The sequence below is a fragment of the Brevundimonas sp. GW456-12-10-14-LB3 genome (genome assembly GCF_059424365.1).
Window position 1 is genome coordinate 17821 of sequence record NZ_JBWKZJ010000023.1, and the last position, 16641, is coordinate 34461.

Sequence of the window (16641 nt, forward strand, 5' to 3'; positions counted from 1 at the left end):
GCGGGGGAAGAACTCTAGGCCGCGAACCGTCCGCCCTTGGCCGCATAGGCCTGGGTGCCGCGCGTGAAGACCTGATCGCTGGGCAGGACGGTTTCGATCGGCAGGTCGGCCTGCCCCTTCAAGGCGTCATAGACCGGGCCGAAGTCCTTCAGCGTCTCGTCCTTCAGCGCCTCCAGGCTGTCGATGACGAAATAGACCTGCTGGAAGTCGTCGATCCGATAGAGCGTCCGCATCACCCGCTCCAGGTCGAAGCCCAGGCGGTTCGGCGACGGATCTTCAAGCGCGAAAACACTCTCCGTGGCCGAGGAGACGATGCCGGCGCCGTAGATGCGCAAGGCCCCCGCCTCCTTCATCAGGCCGAACTCGACCGTGTACCAGTAGAGCCGCGCCAGGTTCGGCAGCATGCCCAGGCCCGCCGCCCGCTGTCCGCCCTTGCCATAGGCCTCCATATAGGCGGCGAAGTCCGGGTCGGTCAGCATGGGCACATGACCGAAGACGTCGTGGAAGATGTCGGGCTCCTGCAGGTAATCCAGCTGGTCCGGTTTCCTGATGAACTGACCCGAGACGAAGCGGCGGTTGGCGAGGTGATCGAAAAAGACCTCGTCCGGCACCAGCCCCGGCACACAGACCACGGTCCAGCCCGTCAGGGCCTGAAGCTTGGGATTGATGAAGTCAAAGTCGGGAATGCCGCCGGCGTTCAGGTCCAGGGCGTCCAGGCCGCGCAGGAAGGCGTCGCACGCCCGGCCCGGCAGGATCTTCATCTGACGGGCGTACAGGGTGTCCCAGGTGCGGTGTTCGACCTCGGTATAGGCGGCCCAGTTCTGCGGAATGGTCCAGTCGGCGGCCGCCCCTTCCGGGGGCTTTTCAAAGACATGTTCGAAGTCGGACATGGAGCGCTCCTCTTTGCCCCATCCTAACCCTCCGCCCGCGCCCGTTCCATCGCTTCCTCAGTGGATGCCCGCATGGAGCGGCGCATGATGGCCCTGTCCATCGACGGTGAACCAGCGTCGGACGTCGTCCGTCAGCAGCGCCGACCGAGCGTCTTCCAGAACGGATTCCGCCGCATAGGCGACGAAACCGCCGTCCTCGCCCAGGGCGAAGATGCGATAGAAGGGTTGATCCGGCGAGACCGCGCCGGTGTCGGCGGCCGGTCCCTGATAGGCCGGATCGACATCCATCACCACGCCGCGAAAGGCGTCGTCGCGGTGGCGCACGATATGGCCGATGGCGAACCGGGCTGTGTGAATCTGGTTCATGCCGCCTGTTACGCTTGGCCGGATGACCCTGACGCCACAGACCTGTTCATCTTCCTGACAGAATGGCTTGGCGCGGACGATCTTGCCGGGCTAGGTTGATCGGGACGGGCGCCGCTTTGGACCGCCCACATCGGAATGACGGCCCATGCCGGAGACCCGCGGCGCGCCCCGACGGCGCGACGAGCGGTCCCAGCCTTCCCGCGAGCGGGATGCGTCGGGTCGGGACGCGCCCCTGTATGGCGCGCTCGATCTGGGGACCAACAATTGCCGGCTGCTGATCGCCAGACCGTCCCGCGACGGTTTTCGGGTGGTCGACAGCTTCAGCAGTATCGTGCGGCTGGGCGAGGGCCTGTCGCGGACAGGGCGGCTGGACACGCGCGCCATGGACCGAGCCTATGACGCCTTGGCCCTTTGCGCCGAGCGGATCGTCAGGAAGGGCGTGGATCCGGTCAGGCTGAGCGCGGTGGCCACCCAGGCCTGCCGGGCGGCCGAGAACGGGGCCGAGTTCATCGACAGGGTCCGCAAGGGCACCGGGCTGCGGCTGCGGATCATCGATCCGGCCGAAGAGGCGCGGCTGGCGGTCGAGGGCTGTCTGAACCTGATCGACCCGAAAGCCGAGGGGGTGGTGATCATCGACGTGGGCGGGGGGTCGACCGAACTGTCCTGGCTGAGGCGCGACGGGCCGAACTGGAAGACCACCGACTGGATGTCGGCGGCCCTGGGGGTCGTCACCCTGGCGGAGCGGCATCCCGAACCCGAAGGGGCCAGTCCTGCGGACCACGCCCAATGGTATGAGACCATGGTCGCCGACATGGGCGCGGCCCTGGCCGGAGGCGGCGTCGAGGATCCCGAGATGCTGGACCTGCTGCGGCGAAACCGCGCCCATCTGATAGGGACATCGGGCGCCATCACCAGTCTGGCGGGCATCCATCTGAAGCTGCCCCGCTACAACCGCGATCGGGTCGACGGCCTGTGGATGACCCGGGCCGAATGCGAGGCGGCGGCGGAGCGGCTGAAGCGGCTGGGGCCGGACGGGCGCGCCAAGGAGGCCTGTATCGGGCCGGATCGGGCCGATCTCGTCCTGGCGGGGGCGGCGATCCTGGAGGCGATCCAGCGCGCCTGGCCGTCAGAGCGTGTCAGGGTGGCGGATCGCGGCCTGCGCGAAGGCCTGCTGCTGCAACAGATGCGGGCGGACAAGGCCCCGCCCAAACGCCGCAGGCGGCGCCGGGGCCGGGGGCGAGGACCTGCCGGCGCCTGACGCACCGTCTCCTCCCCACGACGTGGGAAGGTGGCGCGACGCCTCTTCGCGTCGTGACGGAGGGGTTCTTCCCGCATCGCAGACGCCTGTGCGGCGTTCAGAACCCTCCACCACGCTTCGCGCGGCCCCCTCCCCATTGCATGGGGAGGAGACAGTGCGGGCTCAGCCCGGCGTGGCCACCCGCACCGGCAGGTCGATGTCGCAGACCGAGAAGTCCGCGCCCTTGGCCTGGCGCGCCTCATCGAGCAGGGCGCGGAAGGCGGGCGAGGCGGGATTCAGCATCTGAACCGCCGGGCGTTCGGCGGCGGGCAGGTCGGAGGCCAGGCGGACGCGGGTCATCCGGTCGGGATCGGTGACGATGCCGCTCGGCTCAGGACTGGCCTTCAGGGCGCGGACCACCTCAAGCCCCACGACCACCCGCCCCCAGACGGTGTAACGCTTGTCCAGGGCGGGATAGGGCTGGCGCATCAGGAAGAACTGGCTGTTGGCGGTGTCATTGCCCTCGTCGCGCGCCATGCCGGCCACGCCGGGACAGTAGAGGCCCCAGCCGTGGACCTTGCGATCCGAGGTGCCGGCCATCAGGGCGTCGGGCTGGGTCTGGACCGGAATGGAATGATAGAAGCCGACCAATGCCCCGGCCGGCGCCGCCACGGGGGTGAAGGCCATGTCCGGCCCACGCCGGAAGGTGAACTCGGCCTTCAGATCCGGATACCAGCTCTGGCCGTCGCCGGTGCCCAGGGGATCGCCGGTCTGGGCCATGAACCAGTCGATGACCCGGTGCCAGGCCAGATTGTCGTAGAAGCCGCGCGAGGCCAGCAGCTTGATCCGCTCGACATGGGCCGGGGCGATCTCGGGCGCCAGCTCGACCAGAATCCGCCCCTTGGTCGTGTCGATGACCAGCAGATTGTCGGGGGCGACGGCGCGCCATTCGGTCGGGCCGGGCGGGGGCGGCGGCGCGGCCGCCTCCTGCGCCTGGGCGGCCCCGGTCAGCAGGGCGGCCAGCCCCGCGGCGATCAACGTCTTGCGAAAGATCATCACCCCTCCCCTGTCGCGTCTCAGCTCCCGACGACCTGGGCCACCGGCTGGACGTCGCAGATGGTGAAGCCGCCGCCGCGCGCGGTGCGGGCCGCGGCGATCCGTTCGGCGAAGGCGGCGCTGGCGGGGTTCAGCACCCGCACGGTCGGGCGTTCGCCCTCCGGCAGGGCCGAGGCCATGCGGACCTTGGTCATCACATCAGGATTGGCCACCTTGCCGTCTTCCGCGTCGGAGCCCTTGTTCAGCTTGTTGACGACGTCCAGGCCCGAGACCACGCGGCCGAAGGCGGTGTAGGCGCCGTTCAGCTGGTCCCTTTCGCCCATCATCAGGAAGAACTGGCTGTTGGCGCTGTCGGGCGAACCCGCCCGCGCCATGCCCAGAACGCCGGGGCAGAACAGGCCGTGGGCGTCGACCTTGAAGTCGGCGGTGACCATCATCTGGGCGTCCGGCTGGGTCTCGACCGGCAGGACGCCGACCAGGCCGCGCACGCCCTGACCGGCGTTCGGCACGGCGACGAAGCCGGCGTCGCGGCCGCGTCGGAAGCTGAACTCGGCCTTCAGATCGGGCAGATCGCTGCCGCCCTCGCCCGTGCCCTGGGGGTCGCCGGTCTGGGCCATGAAGTCGGGGATGACGCGGTGGAATTTCAGCCCGTCATAGAAGCCCTGGTCAGCCAGGGTGCGGATGCGTTCAGCGTGACTGGGCGCCGCCACCGGCGTCAGTTCGACCAGGATCCGCCCCTTCGACGTGTCGATGACCAGCAGATTCTCGGGCGCGACCGTGCGCCAGTCAGAGGCGGGCGCCTGAACCTGAGCCTGGGCTTGGGCCAAGGCCGGAGCCTGGGCCGAAGCCGTCGCCAGAAGAGCGGCGGCCGCCGCCGCGATCGCACCAAGACGCATTGCCGAACTCATCCCTTGTTCTTGACCTTGTCCCGCACGCGCGCGGCGATGGCGGGGCTGACGAAACTGTCGATCGCGCCGTCCAGACGGGCGATTTCCTTGACCAGGCGCGAGGCGATGGCCTGATGCCGAGGATCGGCCATCAGAAAGACCGTCTCGATGTCCTGATTGAGGCGCTGGTTCATAGCCGTCATCTGGAACTCGTATTCGAAGTCGGCGACCGCGCGCAAACCTCGGATGATGACATTGGCGTTCAGCTCTTCCGCAAAATGCATAAGCAGGGTCGAAAAGGGCTGGACCACGATGTCCCCGCCCAGGCTCGCGACCTCGGCCCGAAGCATCTCGACCCGCTCGGCCGTGCTGAACAGCGGTCCCTTCTCGTCATTCTGGGCCACGCCGATGACGACCCGATCGACCAGCTTCAGGGCCCGTTTGATGATGTCGGTGTGGCCGTTCGTGACCGGATCGAAGGTGCCCGGATAAAGTCCGATGCGCATGGCGTTTCTCCCCGGCCTGTCGCCTGCTGTCGGGGGTGACTTAGCAGGTGCGAAATCAACGGCCTAGACGGCTGACGCGATCGTCATGCGTCATCGGCGACGGATTGAGGCGGCTGCGAGGTCCAGGCCCGGTTGAGCCGCTCAAGGACGGCGGGATCATTGCCGAACGTCGCGTCGTCAACATGAGTGATTGGACACACGGGTGTGGCGCTGTTGCACAGGAAGGCGCCGTCGAAATCCGCGAATTCGGACACATGCACCGGGCGGGTCTGAGACGACAGCCCCTGCCCAGCCAGCCCCCGGTCGATCAGGACCTGGGTCACGCCCGCCAGCATCGGCGCCTGGGGCCAGACAATGCGATCCCCCTGAATGAAGCCGATGTTCCAGGTCACCCCTTCGGACACATGTCCCTGATCATCGACGAACAGGGCGTCGTCAAAGCCCGCCGCCCGGGCGGCCCGGCGCACGCGCGTCTGACCAAAGGTGGCGACATGCTTCAAATGCGGCGTCTCGCGCACATAGGGGACGGCGGTGACCCGCATCGAGGTCGCCAGCGGCGGCGGCGGCGAGACGACGGTCATCACCTTGGGCCGTCCGACGAAGGACGGATTTCGGTGGCCGATCTCCGGCGAGAACAGGCTGACGCGCAGCCAGCAGGCGTCGCTGCCTTCGACGGCGAGCGCCGCCAGACGCCGGACCTCGGCCTCGCCGGGGCTTTCGCCGAACAGTTCGACAGCGGCCTGATCCAGACGGGCGAGGTGCAGATCCAGCCCCCGCACCGCGCCATGCTCGACGCGGAAGGAGGTGTAGGCGCCGTAGTTGACCAGGGCATGGTGCGCCAGGTCTTCAGGGGCGGCGGGAAGGCCGTCGATCAGGATCGACATTATCGGTATGTACCTATATATAAAGTTATATAACTTTGGAGTCGCCGACATGTCGGTTTACGCCCCGCTGGAATACCGCCTCGCCCAAACGAAGCAAAACGCCCTCACCTTGTCGTTCGAAGAGATCGAAGCCCTGCTGGGCCGAAAGCTTCCCCAATCCGCCTATGACGAGCGGATAAGGCGTCAATGGTGGGCCAATACCGACACCCATGTTCAGGCCAAGGCCTGGCTGAAAGCGGGCCGCAAGGCCAAGCTCAATCCCGCTCGGAACGAGGTCACCTTCGTAAAGGAACAGACCGAAACGGGGGTAGAGGGCGCCCTTCTATCCTTGGCCGCCCTGACGCCCGCTGCGCGCAGTTTAGTGGAGCGCACCTGTCAGGAGCGCGGCGTCGATCTTGGAACGGCCGTCGCCCTCCTGTTGAACGAAACCGCACGAAGCCGGAACGAGGCCTTTCTGGACCGGATGGACCGCTCACGCAGTCGCTCGATCTATTCCAGCGTTTCCAGCGTCGATCTGATCCGGGAAGATCGCGATGGCCGATGAGGTGGTGATCGACGCCTCGGTCTTTGCGGCAGCCCTGTTCGACGAGGAACATTCCGCCGCCGCCAGACGGTTTCTGGGCGACTGCGTAAGCTCGGAGCGGATCATGATCGCGTCCGACCTGATGCCGCTCGAAATCGCCAGCATAGCGGCGAAGAAGGTCTGGCGAGGCGAATGCTCCGAGCAACTCGGGGCTGAAGCCGTAGATACGGCGCGGGGCATGATGGCCATGCCGGTATCACTGCCGGACCTGTTGGGGCGCGCCTACGACCTGGCCGCGCGTCACCGGTTTTCCGTCTATGACGCGACCTATATCGCTTTGGCGGAAGTGCGAGACAGCCAGGTCGCGACGCTGGACGCCCGACTGGTCAGGCGCGCCGAGGCGGAAGGCTTCGCCGACCGCCTCGTGCTCGTCGCCTGATCAGGCCTCGCCGCCCTCTTCACCGGCGGCGTCCGCCTCATCCGCCCCGCCGCTTTCCGGCAGGCGTTCGACCGAGACGACCCTTTCGTCCTTGCCGGTGCGGAAGATGGTGACGCCCTGGCTGGAGCGGCCGACGATGCGGACCTGATCCACGCGGGTGCGGATCATCTGACCGCCCGATGTGACCAGCAGCAGATCGTCGGTCTCCTCGACCGGGAAGGCCGCAGCCAGGCGCGCGCCCGCGCGACCGCCCAGGCCATGGGCCGTAAGCCCCTGGCCGCCGCGACCGGTGCGGCGATACTCATAGGCCGAGGACCGCTTGCCGAAGCCGGTTTCGGTGACCGTCAGGATCAACTGTTCGGCCGCGCCCAGTTCGGCGATCCGCTCGGGCGAGATCGGGGCCTCGGCGACGTCGTCCTCGGCCTCGGTGGTCGTCGGCTCGTCTTCGCCCTCGGCGCCGGCCAGGGCCTTGCGCATGGCGTTGGCGTGTTTGACGTAGGCGGCGCGTTCTTCCGGCGTGGCGTCGACCCGGCCCAGGATGGCCATGGAGATGACCTCGTCCCCGTCCTGCAGGCGCACGCCCCGGACGCCGGTCGAATCCCGGCCCTTGAAGACGCGCACGTCGTCGGCCTTGAAGCGGATGGCGCGGCCCAGGGCCGTGGTCAGCAGCACGTCGTCGTCCGCCGTGCACAGGCCGACGCCGACCATGCGGTCGTCGCCTTCCAGCTTCATGGCGATCTTGCCGGCGCGGTTGACCGTGGCGAAGTCCGACAGCTTGTTGCGGCGCACATCGCCCGAGCGGGTGGCGAACATGATGTCGTAGTCGCCCCAGGTCGTCTCGTCCTCAGGCAGGGGCAGGACGTTCATGATGCTGTCGCCCGGCTCAATGGGCAGCAGATTGACGAAGGCCTTGCCGCGCGACTGCGGATTGCCCAGCGGCAGGCGCCAGGTCTTCAGCTTATAGGCCTTGCCGTTGGTGGCGAAGAACAGGACCGGGGTGTGGGTCGAGGCGCTGAACACGCCGGTGATGGCGTCCTCGTCCTTCATGGCCATGCCCGAACGGCCCTTGCCGCCGCGATGCTGGGTCCGATAGGCGTTCAGGGCCACGCGCTTGACATAGCCGCCGTGGGTGACGGTGACGACCATGTCCTCGCGCGGGATCAGGTCTTCGTCCTCCATCTCGCCGTCGCCTTCCCCGATCAGGGTGCGACGCGGCACGGCGAACTTGGCCTTCACGTCGATCAGGTCGTCGCGAATGATGGCCAGGACGTTCTTGCGGTCCGACAGGATGGTCAGGTGGCCCTGGATGGTGTCGGCCAGGCCGTGCGCCTCGCCGAAGATGTCGTCGCGGCCCAGGCCGGTCAGACGCGACAGGGTCAGGGCCAGGATGGCGCGAGCCTGTTCGTCGGTCAGGCGGATCTTGTCGCCCTCGACGATCACGCTGCGCGGGTCGGCGATCAGCTCGACCAGGGCCATCATGTCGCCGACGGGCCAGGCCTTGCCTTGCAGCCGCTCGCGCGCCTCGGTCGGATCGGCCGAGGAGCGGATGATGTGGATGACCTCGTCGATATTGGCGACGGCGACGGCGAGACCGACCAGGACGTGGCCGCGGTCGCGGGCCTTGTTCAGCTCGAACTTGACGCGGCGGACCACCACCTCCTCGCGGAAGTCGAGGAAGGCTTCCAGAAGAGCGCGCAGGCCCATCTGCTCCGGTCGGCCGTGGTTCAGCGCCAGCATGTTGACGCCGAACGAGCTCTGCATGGCGGTGTAGCGCCACAGCTGGTTCAGGATGACGTCGCCCGAGGCGTCCCGTTTCAGCTCGATGACGATCCGCATGCCCTGACGGTCGGATTCGTCGCGAACGTCGGAGACGCCCTCCAGACGCTTCTCGCGAACCATTTCGGCGATGCGCTCGATCAGCGTCTGTTTGTTGACCTGGTAGGGCAGTTCGGTGACGACGATGGCCTCGCGATCCTTGCGGATCTCCTCGATCGAGGCGCGGCCGCGCACGACGACCGAGCCGCGACCGTCGCGCAGCGCATTGCGCGGCGCGGTGCGGCCCATGATCTCGCCGCCGGTGGGGAAGTCCGGGCCGGGCACGATGTCCAAAAGGGCGTCGTCCGAAACGTTGGGATCATCCAGCAGGGCCAGGGCCGCATCGACGACCTCGCCCAGATTATGGGGCGGGATGTTGGTCGCCATGCCGACGGCGATGCCGCCCGCGCCGTTGACCAGCAGATTCGGGATTCGGCTGGGCAGGACGACCGGCTCCAGCTCCTTCTCGTCATAGTTCGGCTGGAAATCGACCGTGTCCTTGTCGATGTCGGCCATCAGGGCCGTGGCGGCCGGCGCCATCCGGCACTCGGTGTAACGCATCGAGGCCGGCATATCGCCGTCAACCGAGCCGAAGTTCCCCTGCCCGTCGACCAGCATCAGCCCCATGGAGAAGGGCTGGGCCATCCGCACCAGGGCCATATAGACCGAGGCGTCGCCGTGGGGGTGGAACCGCCCCAGCACGTCGCCGACCACGCGCGCGCATTTCGAATAGCTGCGCTCGGGCGTCATGTTCAGGTCGTGCATCGAATAGAGGATGCGACGGTGAACCGGCTTCAGCCCGTCACGGGCGTCAGGCAGGGCGCGGCTGACGATCACGCTCATGGCGTAGTCGAGGTACGAACGCTTCAGTTCGTCCTCGATGGTGATCGTGGAAATGTCTGAGCCGCCGCCTCCCGGAACAATCGGAGTTGCGGCGTTTTCGTAGCTGTCGTCGGTCAAGGAAGCGTGGCTTTATGCGGCCGGAATCGGAACGTGATCCGCTGTCGCGTTTTCTAGCATTCTAGGACTGCGGTGGCAAAGCGACGCCGCCGTGAAAGCCCGTCTCTGAAAGGACTTTCCACATGCACGCCAAGACCCTCGCCTTCGCCGTCGCCCTGGCGTCTCCCCTGGCCTTCACCGCAGCCTGCGCCGCGACCGGCAACGCCCCCCAGACCCAGGCCGAGCGCTCCCCGGTCGGTGCGGCGGGACAGGCAGTCTTGGTCAACGCCTCGGGCGCCAACATCGGTCGCGTCGATTTGCGTCAGGGGCCGACCGGCCTGGTGATCAGGGTCGAGGCTTCCGGCCTGACGCCGGGCTGGCACGGCATCCACATCCATGCGACGGGCGCCTGCGTCGCCCCCTTCACCTCGTCCGGCGGCCATATCAACCACAGCGAGCCCAAGGCCCCGCACGGCCTGCTGAACGCCCAAGGGCCGGACGACGGCGATCTGCCGAACGTCTATGCGGGGGCGGACGGCAAGGTGAACGCCGAACTCTTCACCACCCGCGCGCGCATTTCCTCGGAAGGCCCCGGCCAGTGGCTGTGGGACGAAGACGGCTCGGCCATCATCATCCACGCCAATCCCGACGACCATTCGACCCAGCCGATCGGCGGCGCCGGCGATCGGGTGGCCTGTGCGGCCCTGAGCGCGAGCTGAGTTCTCTCGCCCTCTGCGTCATCCTCGGGCCTGACCCCGAGGATGACGGGGGTGTGGCGTCATCGCCCCTTCTGGATCAGCAGCCGCTCGATCATGCGGGTCTGTTCCTCCTGGCGGGCCGTCAGCTGCTCCACCTTGTCCAGCAGGGCCATGATCTCGATCTCGGCCTTCAGATTGACCTGATAGTCGTTGCTGGCGTCCAGCCGGTCCTTCGCCGCCTGGCGGTTCTGGCTCATCATGATCACGGGCGCCTGCACCGCGGCCAGCATGGACAGGACCAGGTTCAGGAAGATGAAGGGATAGGGATCGAAGGCGGCCTTGCGCAACAGCAGGTTCCCGGCGGTCCAGAGCGCCAGAAACACGCCGAAGGCGATGATGAAGGGCCAGGACCCGCCGAAGGCGGCGACCCGATCCGCCAGTCGGTCGCCGAAGGTCTGACGCCCCTGAAAGGCGGTGTTGACGTCCTCGGAAATGGGACGTCGGTCGGCGGTGCTCTGCATCACGCTGGCGGCGTTTGCGGGCAGATCGTGTTTGGCCTTGCCCAGCCAGCGGCGGGACAGATGGTCGGCGTCGATCGGGGCGTGGGACAAGGGCGGGCTCCTGAGGCTTGCGCCCCAGATCAAGCCTTGGCGGCCCCCGCGCGCAAGCCCCGTTCGGCCAGGGCCACCAAGGCCACCCCGCCCATGGCGATGGCCGAACCCGTCAGGATCTGGGGCGTCAGCACGTCGCCCATGAAGCCCCAGCCGATCAGCATGGACACGACCGGCGTGACCAGCAGATAGGGCGTGACCCGGCCGGCCTCGCGCCTCTGCACCAGCCAGAACAGCAGGGTGGTCGCCAGCACGGACGAGGTGATCCCGGCCCACAGCAGCGAGGCCCAGACCAGGGGGGTGGCGGCCTTCACCGCCTCCCACTGGCCGTGTTCGAACACCGCCGAGCCGAAGGCCATGACCGGAAAGGCGCCCAGCGCCAGAAGACCCTGCATCTTCAGGGGCGGGATCGAGGTGGTGCGCCGCGCGACCACCGTCGTCACGCCCCAGGCGGCGCCCGCCGCAATGGCGACCAGAATGGCCTTCCAGTCCTGAAGCGCATGGGCGTCCAGGGTCATCCAGGCCACGCCGACAAAGGCCACTCCCATGCCGACCAGGGCCGCCTTGTTCAGCCGCTCGCCCAGGATCAGGAAGGCGAACAGGGCCGTAAAGGGAATCCACAGCTGGTTGGCCACGGTGACTGGACTGACGTCGGTGGCCAACCAGTAGGCGGTATAGGCCAGACCATATTGGATCGGCCCGCCCAACAGGACGATCAGGGTCAGGCTGCGCCAATCCGGGAAGGGCGGACGGACGAAGACGATCAGGCAGGCGGTGGCGATGCCGAACCGGATCGCCCCGACCAGCAGAGGCGACAGCTGCTCGGTCGCCAGCTTGGCGCCCGCATTGTTCACGCCCCAGACGATGATGATCGCAGCGATGGCGGCGATCTCCAGCCCGGTCAGGGCATGGGGCTTTGCAGGCGGCGGGGCGGCGGCGGCATCGGACATGCCCCGCCTATGGCACGGTGCGCGCCAGAACGCCCTTCACATGCCGTGTCCGGGCGTTGCATTGACATGTACAGTCCTGACGCCCAACATGTACATATGACCGAAGTCACCCTGACCGCCTTGCGCAAGGACCTGTTCCGGCTGGTCGACAGCGTGCTGGAAACCGGCGAGCCGCTGGTGATCCGGCGCGGCGGGCGGCGGCTGACCTTGATCGCCGAGACCCCCGCAAAACCGATGACGCCCGAAGAACGCTGGGACGCCTATATGGCCCAGGGCGTTCGGGAAGGCGCCGACGACTGCCCCGACGATATTGACACCAACAAGAGCCATTGGACCTGGGATCCGGACACCAAGTTCGACTTCGACGACAAGTGATCCACCTCGACACCCAGGTCGCCCTCTGGCTCTATTACCGACTGGATCGGCAGATCAGCCGCGCGGCGAAGGCGCAGTTGGCGCGGGCTCGCGACCTGCGTCTGTCCCCCTTGGTCGTGGTGGAGATCGAAATCCTGATCGAGATCGGTCGGGTCAAGCTGAAGACGGCCGACCTTCTGCTGCATGACCTTCAGGAGCGTCTGGATTTGGAGTTGTCGGACGCCTCGGCCGCCGCCGTCGCCGAGGCCGCCTGCCGCTTCGCCTGGACGCGCGATCCGTTCGACCGGCTGATCGTCGCCAACGCCATGGCCGACGGGGCGACGCTGATCACCGCCGACCGGGTGATCCTGCGCCATTTCGATCAGGCGGTCTGGTGAGGCTTCAGAACGTCGGCTTGGCGATCATCAGCCAATAGATGGCCAGGACGCCGGCGAAGGCGGGCCAGCCCAGGGCGAACCACCAGCGGAACAGGCGATGATAGGCGGGCGGGAGCGCGCCCCCCTGCCCCGCCGCCTGTTCGGCCAGTTTCATCATCCGGTACTGGATCCAGACGACCGGCAGCCAGCAGAGGCCGACAAAGACATAGAGCCCGTAAGCCGCCAGCAGCCAGGGACTGGTCAGGGACCAGCCCTGCAGATGGATCAGGCCCAGGCCGCTGATGGGCTGGACCACGACGGCGGTGGCGGTGAAGACGAAATCGGCCAGGACCACGATACGGCCGACCTCGGCCACCGTCCTGGCGTCGCGCGTGGCGTGGGCGCGCAGCATGAAGAAGGCGATGCCTGCGCCTGTGCCGAACAGGACGGCGCCGGACAGGATGTGGACGATCTTCAGCGCGAAATAGAGGCTCATCGACGGGCGTCCGTGGCGGCGACGAACAGGCAGAGCGCCATCATCGGCAGGACTTTCAGCCAGGGCCCCAAGGGGTCGATCCAGTAGTGCAGCAGGCTGAGGGTGCCGGCGATCAAATAACCCACGGTGGCCAGGCACATGAGGATCGCCACCCGCGCCGTCCAGGGCCGCACGAACAGGGCCAGACCCAGCACCACGTCCAGCAGGGCGCCCCACCCCGCCACCGGCCCGGCCCAGCGGCCATAGCCGCCTTCGTGCAATATGGCGACGGCGCCGCTCCAGCCGGGGCCGAAACTGATCAGGCCGGTGATCAGCCAGAACAGGCCCAGGGTCAGGATCGAAATCGGGCGGACGAACCACAGGCGGGCGTGCCAGACGTCCTGGACCGAGGCCGGGGTCTCGGCCAGAAAGCGGGAGAAGCCGCGCGACGATACGCCCAGCCGCTCGGCCCAGCCGCTGTCGCGACCGGCGACGTCGTGATCCATCTGGCGCATGGCGGTGGTGCGGATCGGCGAAGACCAGCCCAGTCGTCCCAGAAGATCGCCGATCGCCAGGGCGGGCGCGGCCAGGGCGCGGGGAATGCGAACGACCGGCGCCGGCTTCAAGCCCAGCCAGCCGCGATAGAGGCGCACCGTCTCGGCCATGGTGACCGCCTCCGCCCCCGGCATGTCTAGGATCAGGCGCGACGGGGCGCCGGGGCGCAGGGCTGCGACGACGGCGGCGGTCAAGTCGCCCAGGGGGATCGGACGGAAGATCTGGTCGCCGCCGACGACGGGCGAAAACAGCGGAAAGACCGCCAGCGCCCGGATCAGGCCCGTGCCGCCGAAGGCCGCGCGGTCCACCACCAGCGACGGCCGCAGGATCAGCCAGTCCAGCGCACTGTCCGCGACTAGGCGTTCGGTCTCGGCCTTGGTGCGGGCGTAGGCCGTGCCGGCCGCTTCATCGGCGCCGACGGCGGAGATATGGATCAACCGGGCGACGCCGGCCGCCTCGCACGCCGCGATCAGGGCGCGCGGGCCGTCGACATGGGCGGCGCGGGTGCTGTCGCCGCCGCCGTCCTGCAGGACGCCGACGCAGTTCACCACGGCCGACACCCCCTCCAGAAGCGGCGCCCAGGCCTGGACCGTCGTCAGTTTCGAAAAGTCGGCCGCGACCCAGTCGAACCTCGGGGCGCGACGGGACGGTTCGGCGATACGCCGCGCGCCCGCTCTCACGCGCCAGCCTTCGGCGGACAGGGCCGCCGCCACATGCGAGCCGATGAAGCCGTTGGCGCCCAGCACCAGGACCCGGCCCCTCATCCCAGCACCCTGTCCTTCAGGTCGACGCCCGCTGGCGGAAGAGCGCACCAGGTCGCTCCGGGAAACCGCCGGCGGCGGCGCGCCACGAAATCATACAGCCGGTCGCGAATGAACCGGGGCGCGACCCGACCCATGATCGCCCAGCGGTACGGGGAAGGCAGTTGGGCGACGATGGCCAGAACGGCGTCGGAGCGTTCGCGCGCCACCCCGTCCTGGATCAACAACATCGTAGCGGGGTCGTCGGGATCAACGTCGTAATGGATCAAGAGCGCCCGCCCCAAGGCCGACTGGGTCGGCGCCAGCCGGAACAGGCCGGCCCGATCGGCCTTCAGTATCTTGCGCGCCGAGCCGGAGCAGAGCGCGCAATCCCCGTCGAACAGGACCAGGGGCCGATCGTCCGGAAAGGCCGGGACGGCGGGATCGTGACGATAGCTGTAAGGCCCCCGCCCCACGTCGACGACTTAGAACGGAATGTCGTCGTTCAGGTCGTAGCTTTCCTTGGGGCCGCTGGGGCGGTTGGCGCCGCCGGTGGAGAAGCCCGAGGAATAGTCGTCATCGCCGCGACCGCCGCCGTAGCCGCCGCCCTGAGAGGCGCCGCCCTCGGACCGGCCGCCCAGCATGGTCAGTTCGCCCTTGAAGCGGCTGACCACGATCTCGGTCGAATATTTCTCCACGCCCTGCTGGTCGGTCCACTTCCGGGTCTGGAGCGCGCCCTCGACATAGACGGTCGAGCCCTTCTTCACATAGTTCTCGACCACCTTGACGATGTTGTCGTTGAAGATGACGACCCGGTGCCACTCGGTCTTTTCCTTGCGCTCGCCGGTCGACTTGTCGCGCCAGGTTTCCGAGGTGGCGATGGACAGGTTGGCGATGCGGTCGCCGTTCGGCATCGACCGGATTTCAGGATCGCGGCCCAGATTGCCGACCAGAATGACCTTGTTGACGCTGCCCGCCATGGAAACTTCCTTCTCGCCCAGACCGGCGATCACCTCGCCCGCCCTTCAAATTCAGTCGGATGTCTTAGAGCCGCTGCGGATCACCGTCAGCCGCATTCGACGCCCAACCCGCCAAAACGGTGGATTAACGCTTTGTTCCACTTTTGTTCTAGCGCCGCAAGTCCCTCGGCGGGGACTTGCGGCGCTGTTAGGGCGTCTCAGGCGGCGGGGCGGCGACGGCGACGGGCCTGCCCGTCTCGTCCCGCTGGATCGCACCCGGTATCGCCAAACGCCCGTCGCCGGTGCGGGCCATGGCGAAGAAGCGGCTTCCCGTCAGGCTCTTGCCGAACTTCACCCCTTCCCGGTCGATGAAGATGAAGCGGCCCTGATAGGCGCCGGCCACCTCCTGGTTCGATCCGCCCATGCGCAGGAAGCGCAGGCGCATCTCCTCCAGCTGGGCGGCGCACAGTTCGATCTGGGCGACGTTTTCGCTCATCTTCTGAAGCCGCGGCGGCTGTCCGTCCGGCGTGGCGACGAAATAGCAGACGCCGGGCTGGAACTCGAACTTCGGCGCGTTGGAGCAGGCGCCCAGAGCGGCGGCGGCGATCATCGAAAGGGCGAGCACGCGCATCAGTTCAGACCCGGGAATTGGCAGTTGCGGTCCTGTTCCGCCAAGGTGCGGAAACGGGTGTTGTCGCTGGACTGTTCCACGCGACGCGGCACCAGACGCAGGGTGGTCTCGCCCCAGCGGCCGTACTGAGCGTCGCCGGGACGGACGCAGGTTCCGGCGTAAAGGGCCTGGACGCAGGCGTTCAGGCTCATGCCGCTGGACAGGACGCGCCAGTCTGAGCCGGTGTGGCGCAGACACTGCGCGCCCGCCGCCGCCGGCGCCGAAGACGCAGGCGCGCTGGGCGTCGTGGGCTTGGGTTCCATGTGCGGCGCGGGTTCCGCCTGGGCCAGTTCGACGGACGGCAGCTCCGGCGGCGGGGCGAAGGCGGCGGTCGGCGCGGCGGCCAGGGCGCCCGTCTCGTCAATGCCGACGTCCAGGGCGTCGGTCGCCAGACCGTTGCGCTGGGCGCAGTCCGCCAGGGTCGCCATCCCGACGAACTGACCGTTGACGAAGCAGCGCAGTTCGCGCGTCGGCTCCAGCGAGGGGGCGTCGGCCAGATCGACCGTCAGGCCGCCTTTGGACGCCGGCGGCGCCTCAGGCGTCTTTTCGCCGCCGCTGGTGAAGATCAGAGCCAGTACGACAGCGGCGATGATCACCAGTCCGGCGCCGACGGCGATGATGACGCGATTGTCTTGAGGAAGGGCCATGGCGAACTTTCGCGACTGAGGCGTCCAATAACCCGGAACCGGCGCCGCCCGTCAACCGGGAAC

General features: G+C 67.8%; 21 protein-coding genes. 6 read left to right on the forward strand and 15 right to left on the reverse strand.

Translation table 11 applies throughout. The features are described from left to right. Positions 1–14: 14 nt before the first annotated feature. Positions 15–890 carry a phenylalanine 4-monooxygenase gene (gene phhA / locus AC07XS_RS10430; RefSeq protein WP_182714479.1) on the reverse strand — a complete coding sequence of 292 codons (876 nt, stop codon included), beginning with the start codon at positions 888–890 and terminating at the stop codon, positions 15–17. 57 nt (positions 891–947) lie between these two features. Beyond that, positions 948–1256 (reverse strand): heat shock protein HspQ, encoded by a 309-nt coding sequence (hspQ, locus tag AC07XS_RS10435; protein ID WP_182714478.1) that lies wholly within the window; start codon positions 1254–1256, stop codon positions 948–950. Between the two features lie 145 nt (positions 1257–1401). On the opposite strand from hspQ, the gene AC07XS_RS10440 reads away from it, so the two are divergent. Further along, positions 1402–2514, forward strand: a complete 1113-nt coding sequence (locus AC07XS_RS10440; RefSeq protein WP_182714477.1) for a Ppx/GppA phosphatase family protein — start codon at positions 1402–1404, stop codon at positions 2512–2514. Between the two features lie 162 nt (positions 2515–2676). Here AC07XS_RS10440 and AC07XS_RS10445 read toward each other — a convergent pair whose 3' ends face one another. The 4 genes from AC07XS_RS10445 to AC07XS_RS10460 all read right to left on the reverse strand — a co-directional run bounded on the left by AC07XS_RS10445 (position 2677) and on the right by AC07XS_RS10460 (position 5826). After that, the gene (locus AC07XS_RS10445) at positions 2677–3549 is read right to left on the reverse strand and encodes a peptidylprolyl isomerase (protein ID WP_054765120.1); all 873 of its coding nucleotides are present in this window, start codon (positions 3547–3549) and stop codon (positions 2677–2679) included. A 20-nt stretch (positions 3550–3569) separates the two neighbouring features. Then, entirely contained in the window at positions 3570–4445 is an 876-nt protein-coding gene (locus AC07XS_RS10450) for a peptidylprolyl isomerase (RefSeq protein WP_152951089.1), read from the reverse strand. 8 nt (positions 4446–4453) lie between these two features. Then, entirely contained in the window at positions 4454–4942 is a 489-nt protein-coding gene (coaD, locus tag AC07XS_RS10455; protein WP_054765118.1) for a pantetheine-phosphate adenylyltransferase, read from the reverse strand. Between the two features lie 83 nt (positions 4943–5025). Then, positions 5026–5826 carry an aminotransferase class IV gene (locus AC07XS_RS10460; protein WP_182714476.1) on the reverse strand — a complete coding sequence of 267 codons (801 nt, stop codon included), beginning with the start codon at positions 5824–5826 and terminating at the stop codon, positions 5026–5028. A gap of 49 nt (positions 5827–5875) precedes the next feature. Here AC07XS_RS10460 and AC07XS_RS10465 point away from each other — a divergent pair, with 49 nt between their 5' ends. Together AC07XS_RS10465 and AC07XS_RS10470 are read left to right on the forward strand one after the other, a co-directional pair. Further along, a complete protein-coding gene (locus AC07XS_RS10465; protein WP_182714475.1) occupies positions 5876–6370 on the forward strand; it encodes a DUF7662 domain-containing protein in 495 nt (164 codons plus the stop codon). Further along, entirely contained in the window at positions 6360–6788 is a 429-nt protein-coding gene (locus AC07XS_RS10470; RefSeq protein WP_182714474.1) for a type II toxin-antitoxin system VapC family toxin, read from the forward strand. The genes AC07XS_RS10465 and AC07XS_RS10470 overlap by 11 nt, the downstream gene beginning before the upstream one ends. On the opposite strand, the gene gyrA is transcribed toward AC07XS_RS10470, so the two are convergent. Next, positions 6789–9563 carry a DNA gyrase subunit A gene (gene gyrA / locus AC07XS_RS10475; RefSeq protein ID WP_182714473.1) on the reverse strand — a complete coding sequence of 925 codons (2775 nt, stop codon included), beginning with the start codon at positions 9561–9563 and terminating at the stop codon, positions 6789–6791. It lies immediately after the preceding gene. Between the two features lie 122 nt (positions 9564–9685). On the opposite strand from gyrA, the gene AC07XS_RS10480 reads away from it, so the two are divergent. Beyond that, a complete protein-coding gene (locus tag AC07XS_RS10480; RefSeq protein WP_182714472.1) occupies positions 9686–10261 on the forward strand; it encodes a superoxide dismutase family protein in 576 nt (191 codons plus the stop codon). Between the two features lie 59 nt (positions 10262–10320). Here the strand turns inward: AC07XS_RS10480 and AC07XS_RS10485 are convergent, their stop codons facing one another. Together AC07XS_RS10485 and AC07XS_RS10490 are read right to left on the reverse strand one after the other, a co-directional pair. Then, positions 10321–10851: a DUF1003 domain-containing protein gene (locus tag AC07XS_RS10485; protein ID WP_224764363.1), complete on the reverse strand. Its 531-nt coding sequence runs from the start codon at positions 10849–10851 to the stop codon at positions 10321–10323. Positions 10852–10880: 29 nt separating this feature from the next. Continuing rightward, entirely contained in the window at positions 10881–11801 is a 921-nt protein-coding gene (locus AC07XS_RS10490) for a DMT family transporter (protein WP_182714471.1), read from the reverse strand. Between the two features lie 96 nt (positions 11802–11897). Here AC07XS_RS10490 and AC07XS_RS10495 point away from each other — a divergent pair, with 96 nt between their 5' ends. Further along, complete coding sequence (locus AC07XS_RS10495; RefSeq protein ID WP_182714470.1) at positions 11898–12176, forward strand: type II toxin-antitoxin system Phd/YefM family antitoxin; 279 nt, start codon at positions 11898–11900, stop codon at positions 12174–12176. Then, positions 12173–12553, forward strand: coding sequence for a type II toxin-antitoxin system VapC family toxin (locus AC07XS_RS10500; RefSeq protein WP_054765110.1), 381 nt, complete (start codon positions 12173–12175; stop codon positions 12551–12553). Before AC07XS_RS10495 ends, AC07XS_RS10500 begins: the two co-directional genes overlap by 4 nt. A gap of 4 nt (positions 12554–12557) precedes the next feature. On the opposite strand, the gene AC07XS_RS10505 is transcribed toward AC07XS_RS10500, so the two are convergent. The 6 genes from AC07XS_RS10505 to AC07XS_RS10530 form a co-directional block, all read right to left on the reverse strand. Beyond that, positions 12558–13028: a DUF2269 domain-containing protein gene (locus tag AC07XS_RS10505; protein WP_182714469.1), complete on the reverse strand. Its 471-nt coding sequence runs from the start codon at positions 13026–13028 to the stop codon at positions 12558–12560. Further along, complete coding sequence (locus AC07XS_RS10510; RefSeq protein ID WP_182714468.1) at positions 13025–14326, reverse strand: SDR family oxidoreductase; 1302 nt, start codon at positions 14324–14326, stop codon at positions 13025–13027. Before AC07XS_RS10510 ends, AC07XS_RS10505 begins: the two co-directional genes overlap by 4 nt. Further along, positions 14323–14778, reverse strand: coding sequence for a thiol-disulfide oxidoreductase DCC family protein (locus AC07XS_RS10515; RefSeq protein ID WP_182714467.1), 456 nt, complete (start codon positions 14776–14778; stop codon positions 14323–14325). Before AC07XS_RS10515 ends, AC07XS_RS10510 begins: the two co-directional genes overlap by 4 nt. 9 nt (positions 14779–14787) lie before the next feature. Beyond that, positions 14788–15282 (reverse strand): single-stranded DNA-binding protein, encoded by a 495-nt coding sequence (gene ssb / locus AC07XS_RS10520; RefSeq protein WP_054766868.1) that lies wholly within the window; start codon positions 15280–15282, stop codon positions 14788–14790. A 187-nt stretch (positions 15283–15469) separates the two neighbouring features. After that, positions 15470–15892: a PDC sensor domain-containing protein gene (locus AC07XS_RS10525; protein ID WP_152949785.1), complete on the reverse strand. Its 423-nt coding sequence runs from the start codon at positions 15890–15892 to the stop codon at positions 15470–15472. After that, a complete protein-coding gene (locus tag AC07XS_RS10530) occupies positions 15892–16578 on the reverse strand; it encodes a hypothetical protein (RefSeq protein WP_182714466.1) in 687 nt (228 codons plus the stop codon). Before AC07XS_RS10530 ends, AC07XS_RS10525 begins: the two co-directional genes overlap by 1 nt. Between the last annotated feature and the right edge of the window lie 63 nt (positions 16579–16641).

Excerpts from the sequence above, each read along its gene's own strand:
- AC07XS_RS10490 (WP_182714471.1), bottom strand. The coding sequence starts at position 11,801 with ATGTCCGATGCCGCCGCCGCCCCGCCGCCTGCAAAGCCCCATGCCCTG.
- ssb (WP_054766868.1), bottom strand. The coding sequence starts at position 15,282 with ATGGCGGGCAGCGTCAACAAGGTCATTCTGGTCGGCAATCTGGGCCGC.
- AC07XS_RS10530 (WP_182714466.1), bottom strand. The coding sequence starts at position 16,578 with ATGGCCCTTCCTCAAGACAATCGCGTCATCATCGCCGTCGGCGCCGGA.
- phhA (WP_182714479.1), bottom strand. The coding sequence starts at position 890 with ATGTCCGACTTCGAACATGTCTTTGAAAAGCCCCCGGAAGGGGCGGCC.
- AC07XS_RS10510 (WP_182714468.1), bottom strand. The coding sequence starts at position 14,326 with ATGAGGGGCCGGGTCCTGGTGCTGGGCGCCAACGGCTTCATCGGCTCG.
- AC07XS_RS10480 (WP_182714472.1), top strand. The coding sequence starts at position 9,686 with ATGCACGCCAAGACCCTCGCCTTCGCCGTCGCCCTGGCGTCTCCCCTG.
- AC07XS_RS10460 (WP_182714476.1), bottom strand. The coding sequence starts at position 5,826 with ATGTCGATCCTGATCGACGGCCTTCCCGCCGCCCCTGAAGACCTGGCG.
- AC07XS_RS10440 (WP_182714477.1), top strand. The coding sequence starts at position 1,402 with ATGCCGGAGACCCGCGGCGCGCCCCGACGGCGCGACGAGCGGTCCCAG.
- AC07XS_RS10495 (WP_182714470.1), top strand. The coding sequence starts at position 11,898 with ATGACCGAAGTCACCCTGACCGCCTTGCGCAAGGACCTGTTCCGGCTG.
- AC07XS_RS10445 (WP_054765120.1), bottom strand. The coding sequence starts at position 3,549 with ATGATCTTTCGCAAGACGTTGATCGCCGCGGGGCTGGCCGCCCTGCTG.
- AC07XS_RS10525 (WP_152949785.1), bottom strand. The coding sequence starts at position 15,892 with ATGCGCGTGCTCGCCCTTTCGATGATCGCCGCCGCCGCTCTGGGCGCC.
- hspQ (WP_182714478.1), bottom strand. The coding sequence starts at position 1,256 with ATGAACCAGATTCACACAGCCCGGTTCGCCATCGGCCATATCGTGCGC.
- AC07XS_RS10470 (WP_182714474.1), top strand. The coding sequence starts at position 6,360 with ATGGCCGATGAGGTGGTGATCGACGCCTCGGTCTTTGCGGCAGCCCTG.
- coaD (WP_054765118.1), bottom strand. The coding sequence starts at position 4,942 with ATGCGCATCGGACTTTATCCGGGCACCTTCGATCCGGTCACGAACGGC.
- AC07XS_RS10505 (WP_182714469.1), bottom strand. The coding sequence starts at position 13,028 with ATGAGCCTCTATTTCGCGCTGAAGATCGTCCACATCCTGTCCGGCGCC.
- AC07XS_RS10450 (WP_152951089.1), bottom strand. The coding sequence starts at position 4,445 with ATGCGTCTTGGTGCGATCGCGGCGGCGGCCGCCGCTCTTCTGGCGACG.
- AC07XS_RS10465 (WP_182714475.1), top strand. The coding sequence starts at position 5,876 with ATGTCGGTTTACGCCCCGCTGGAATACCGCCTCGCCCAAACGAAGCAA.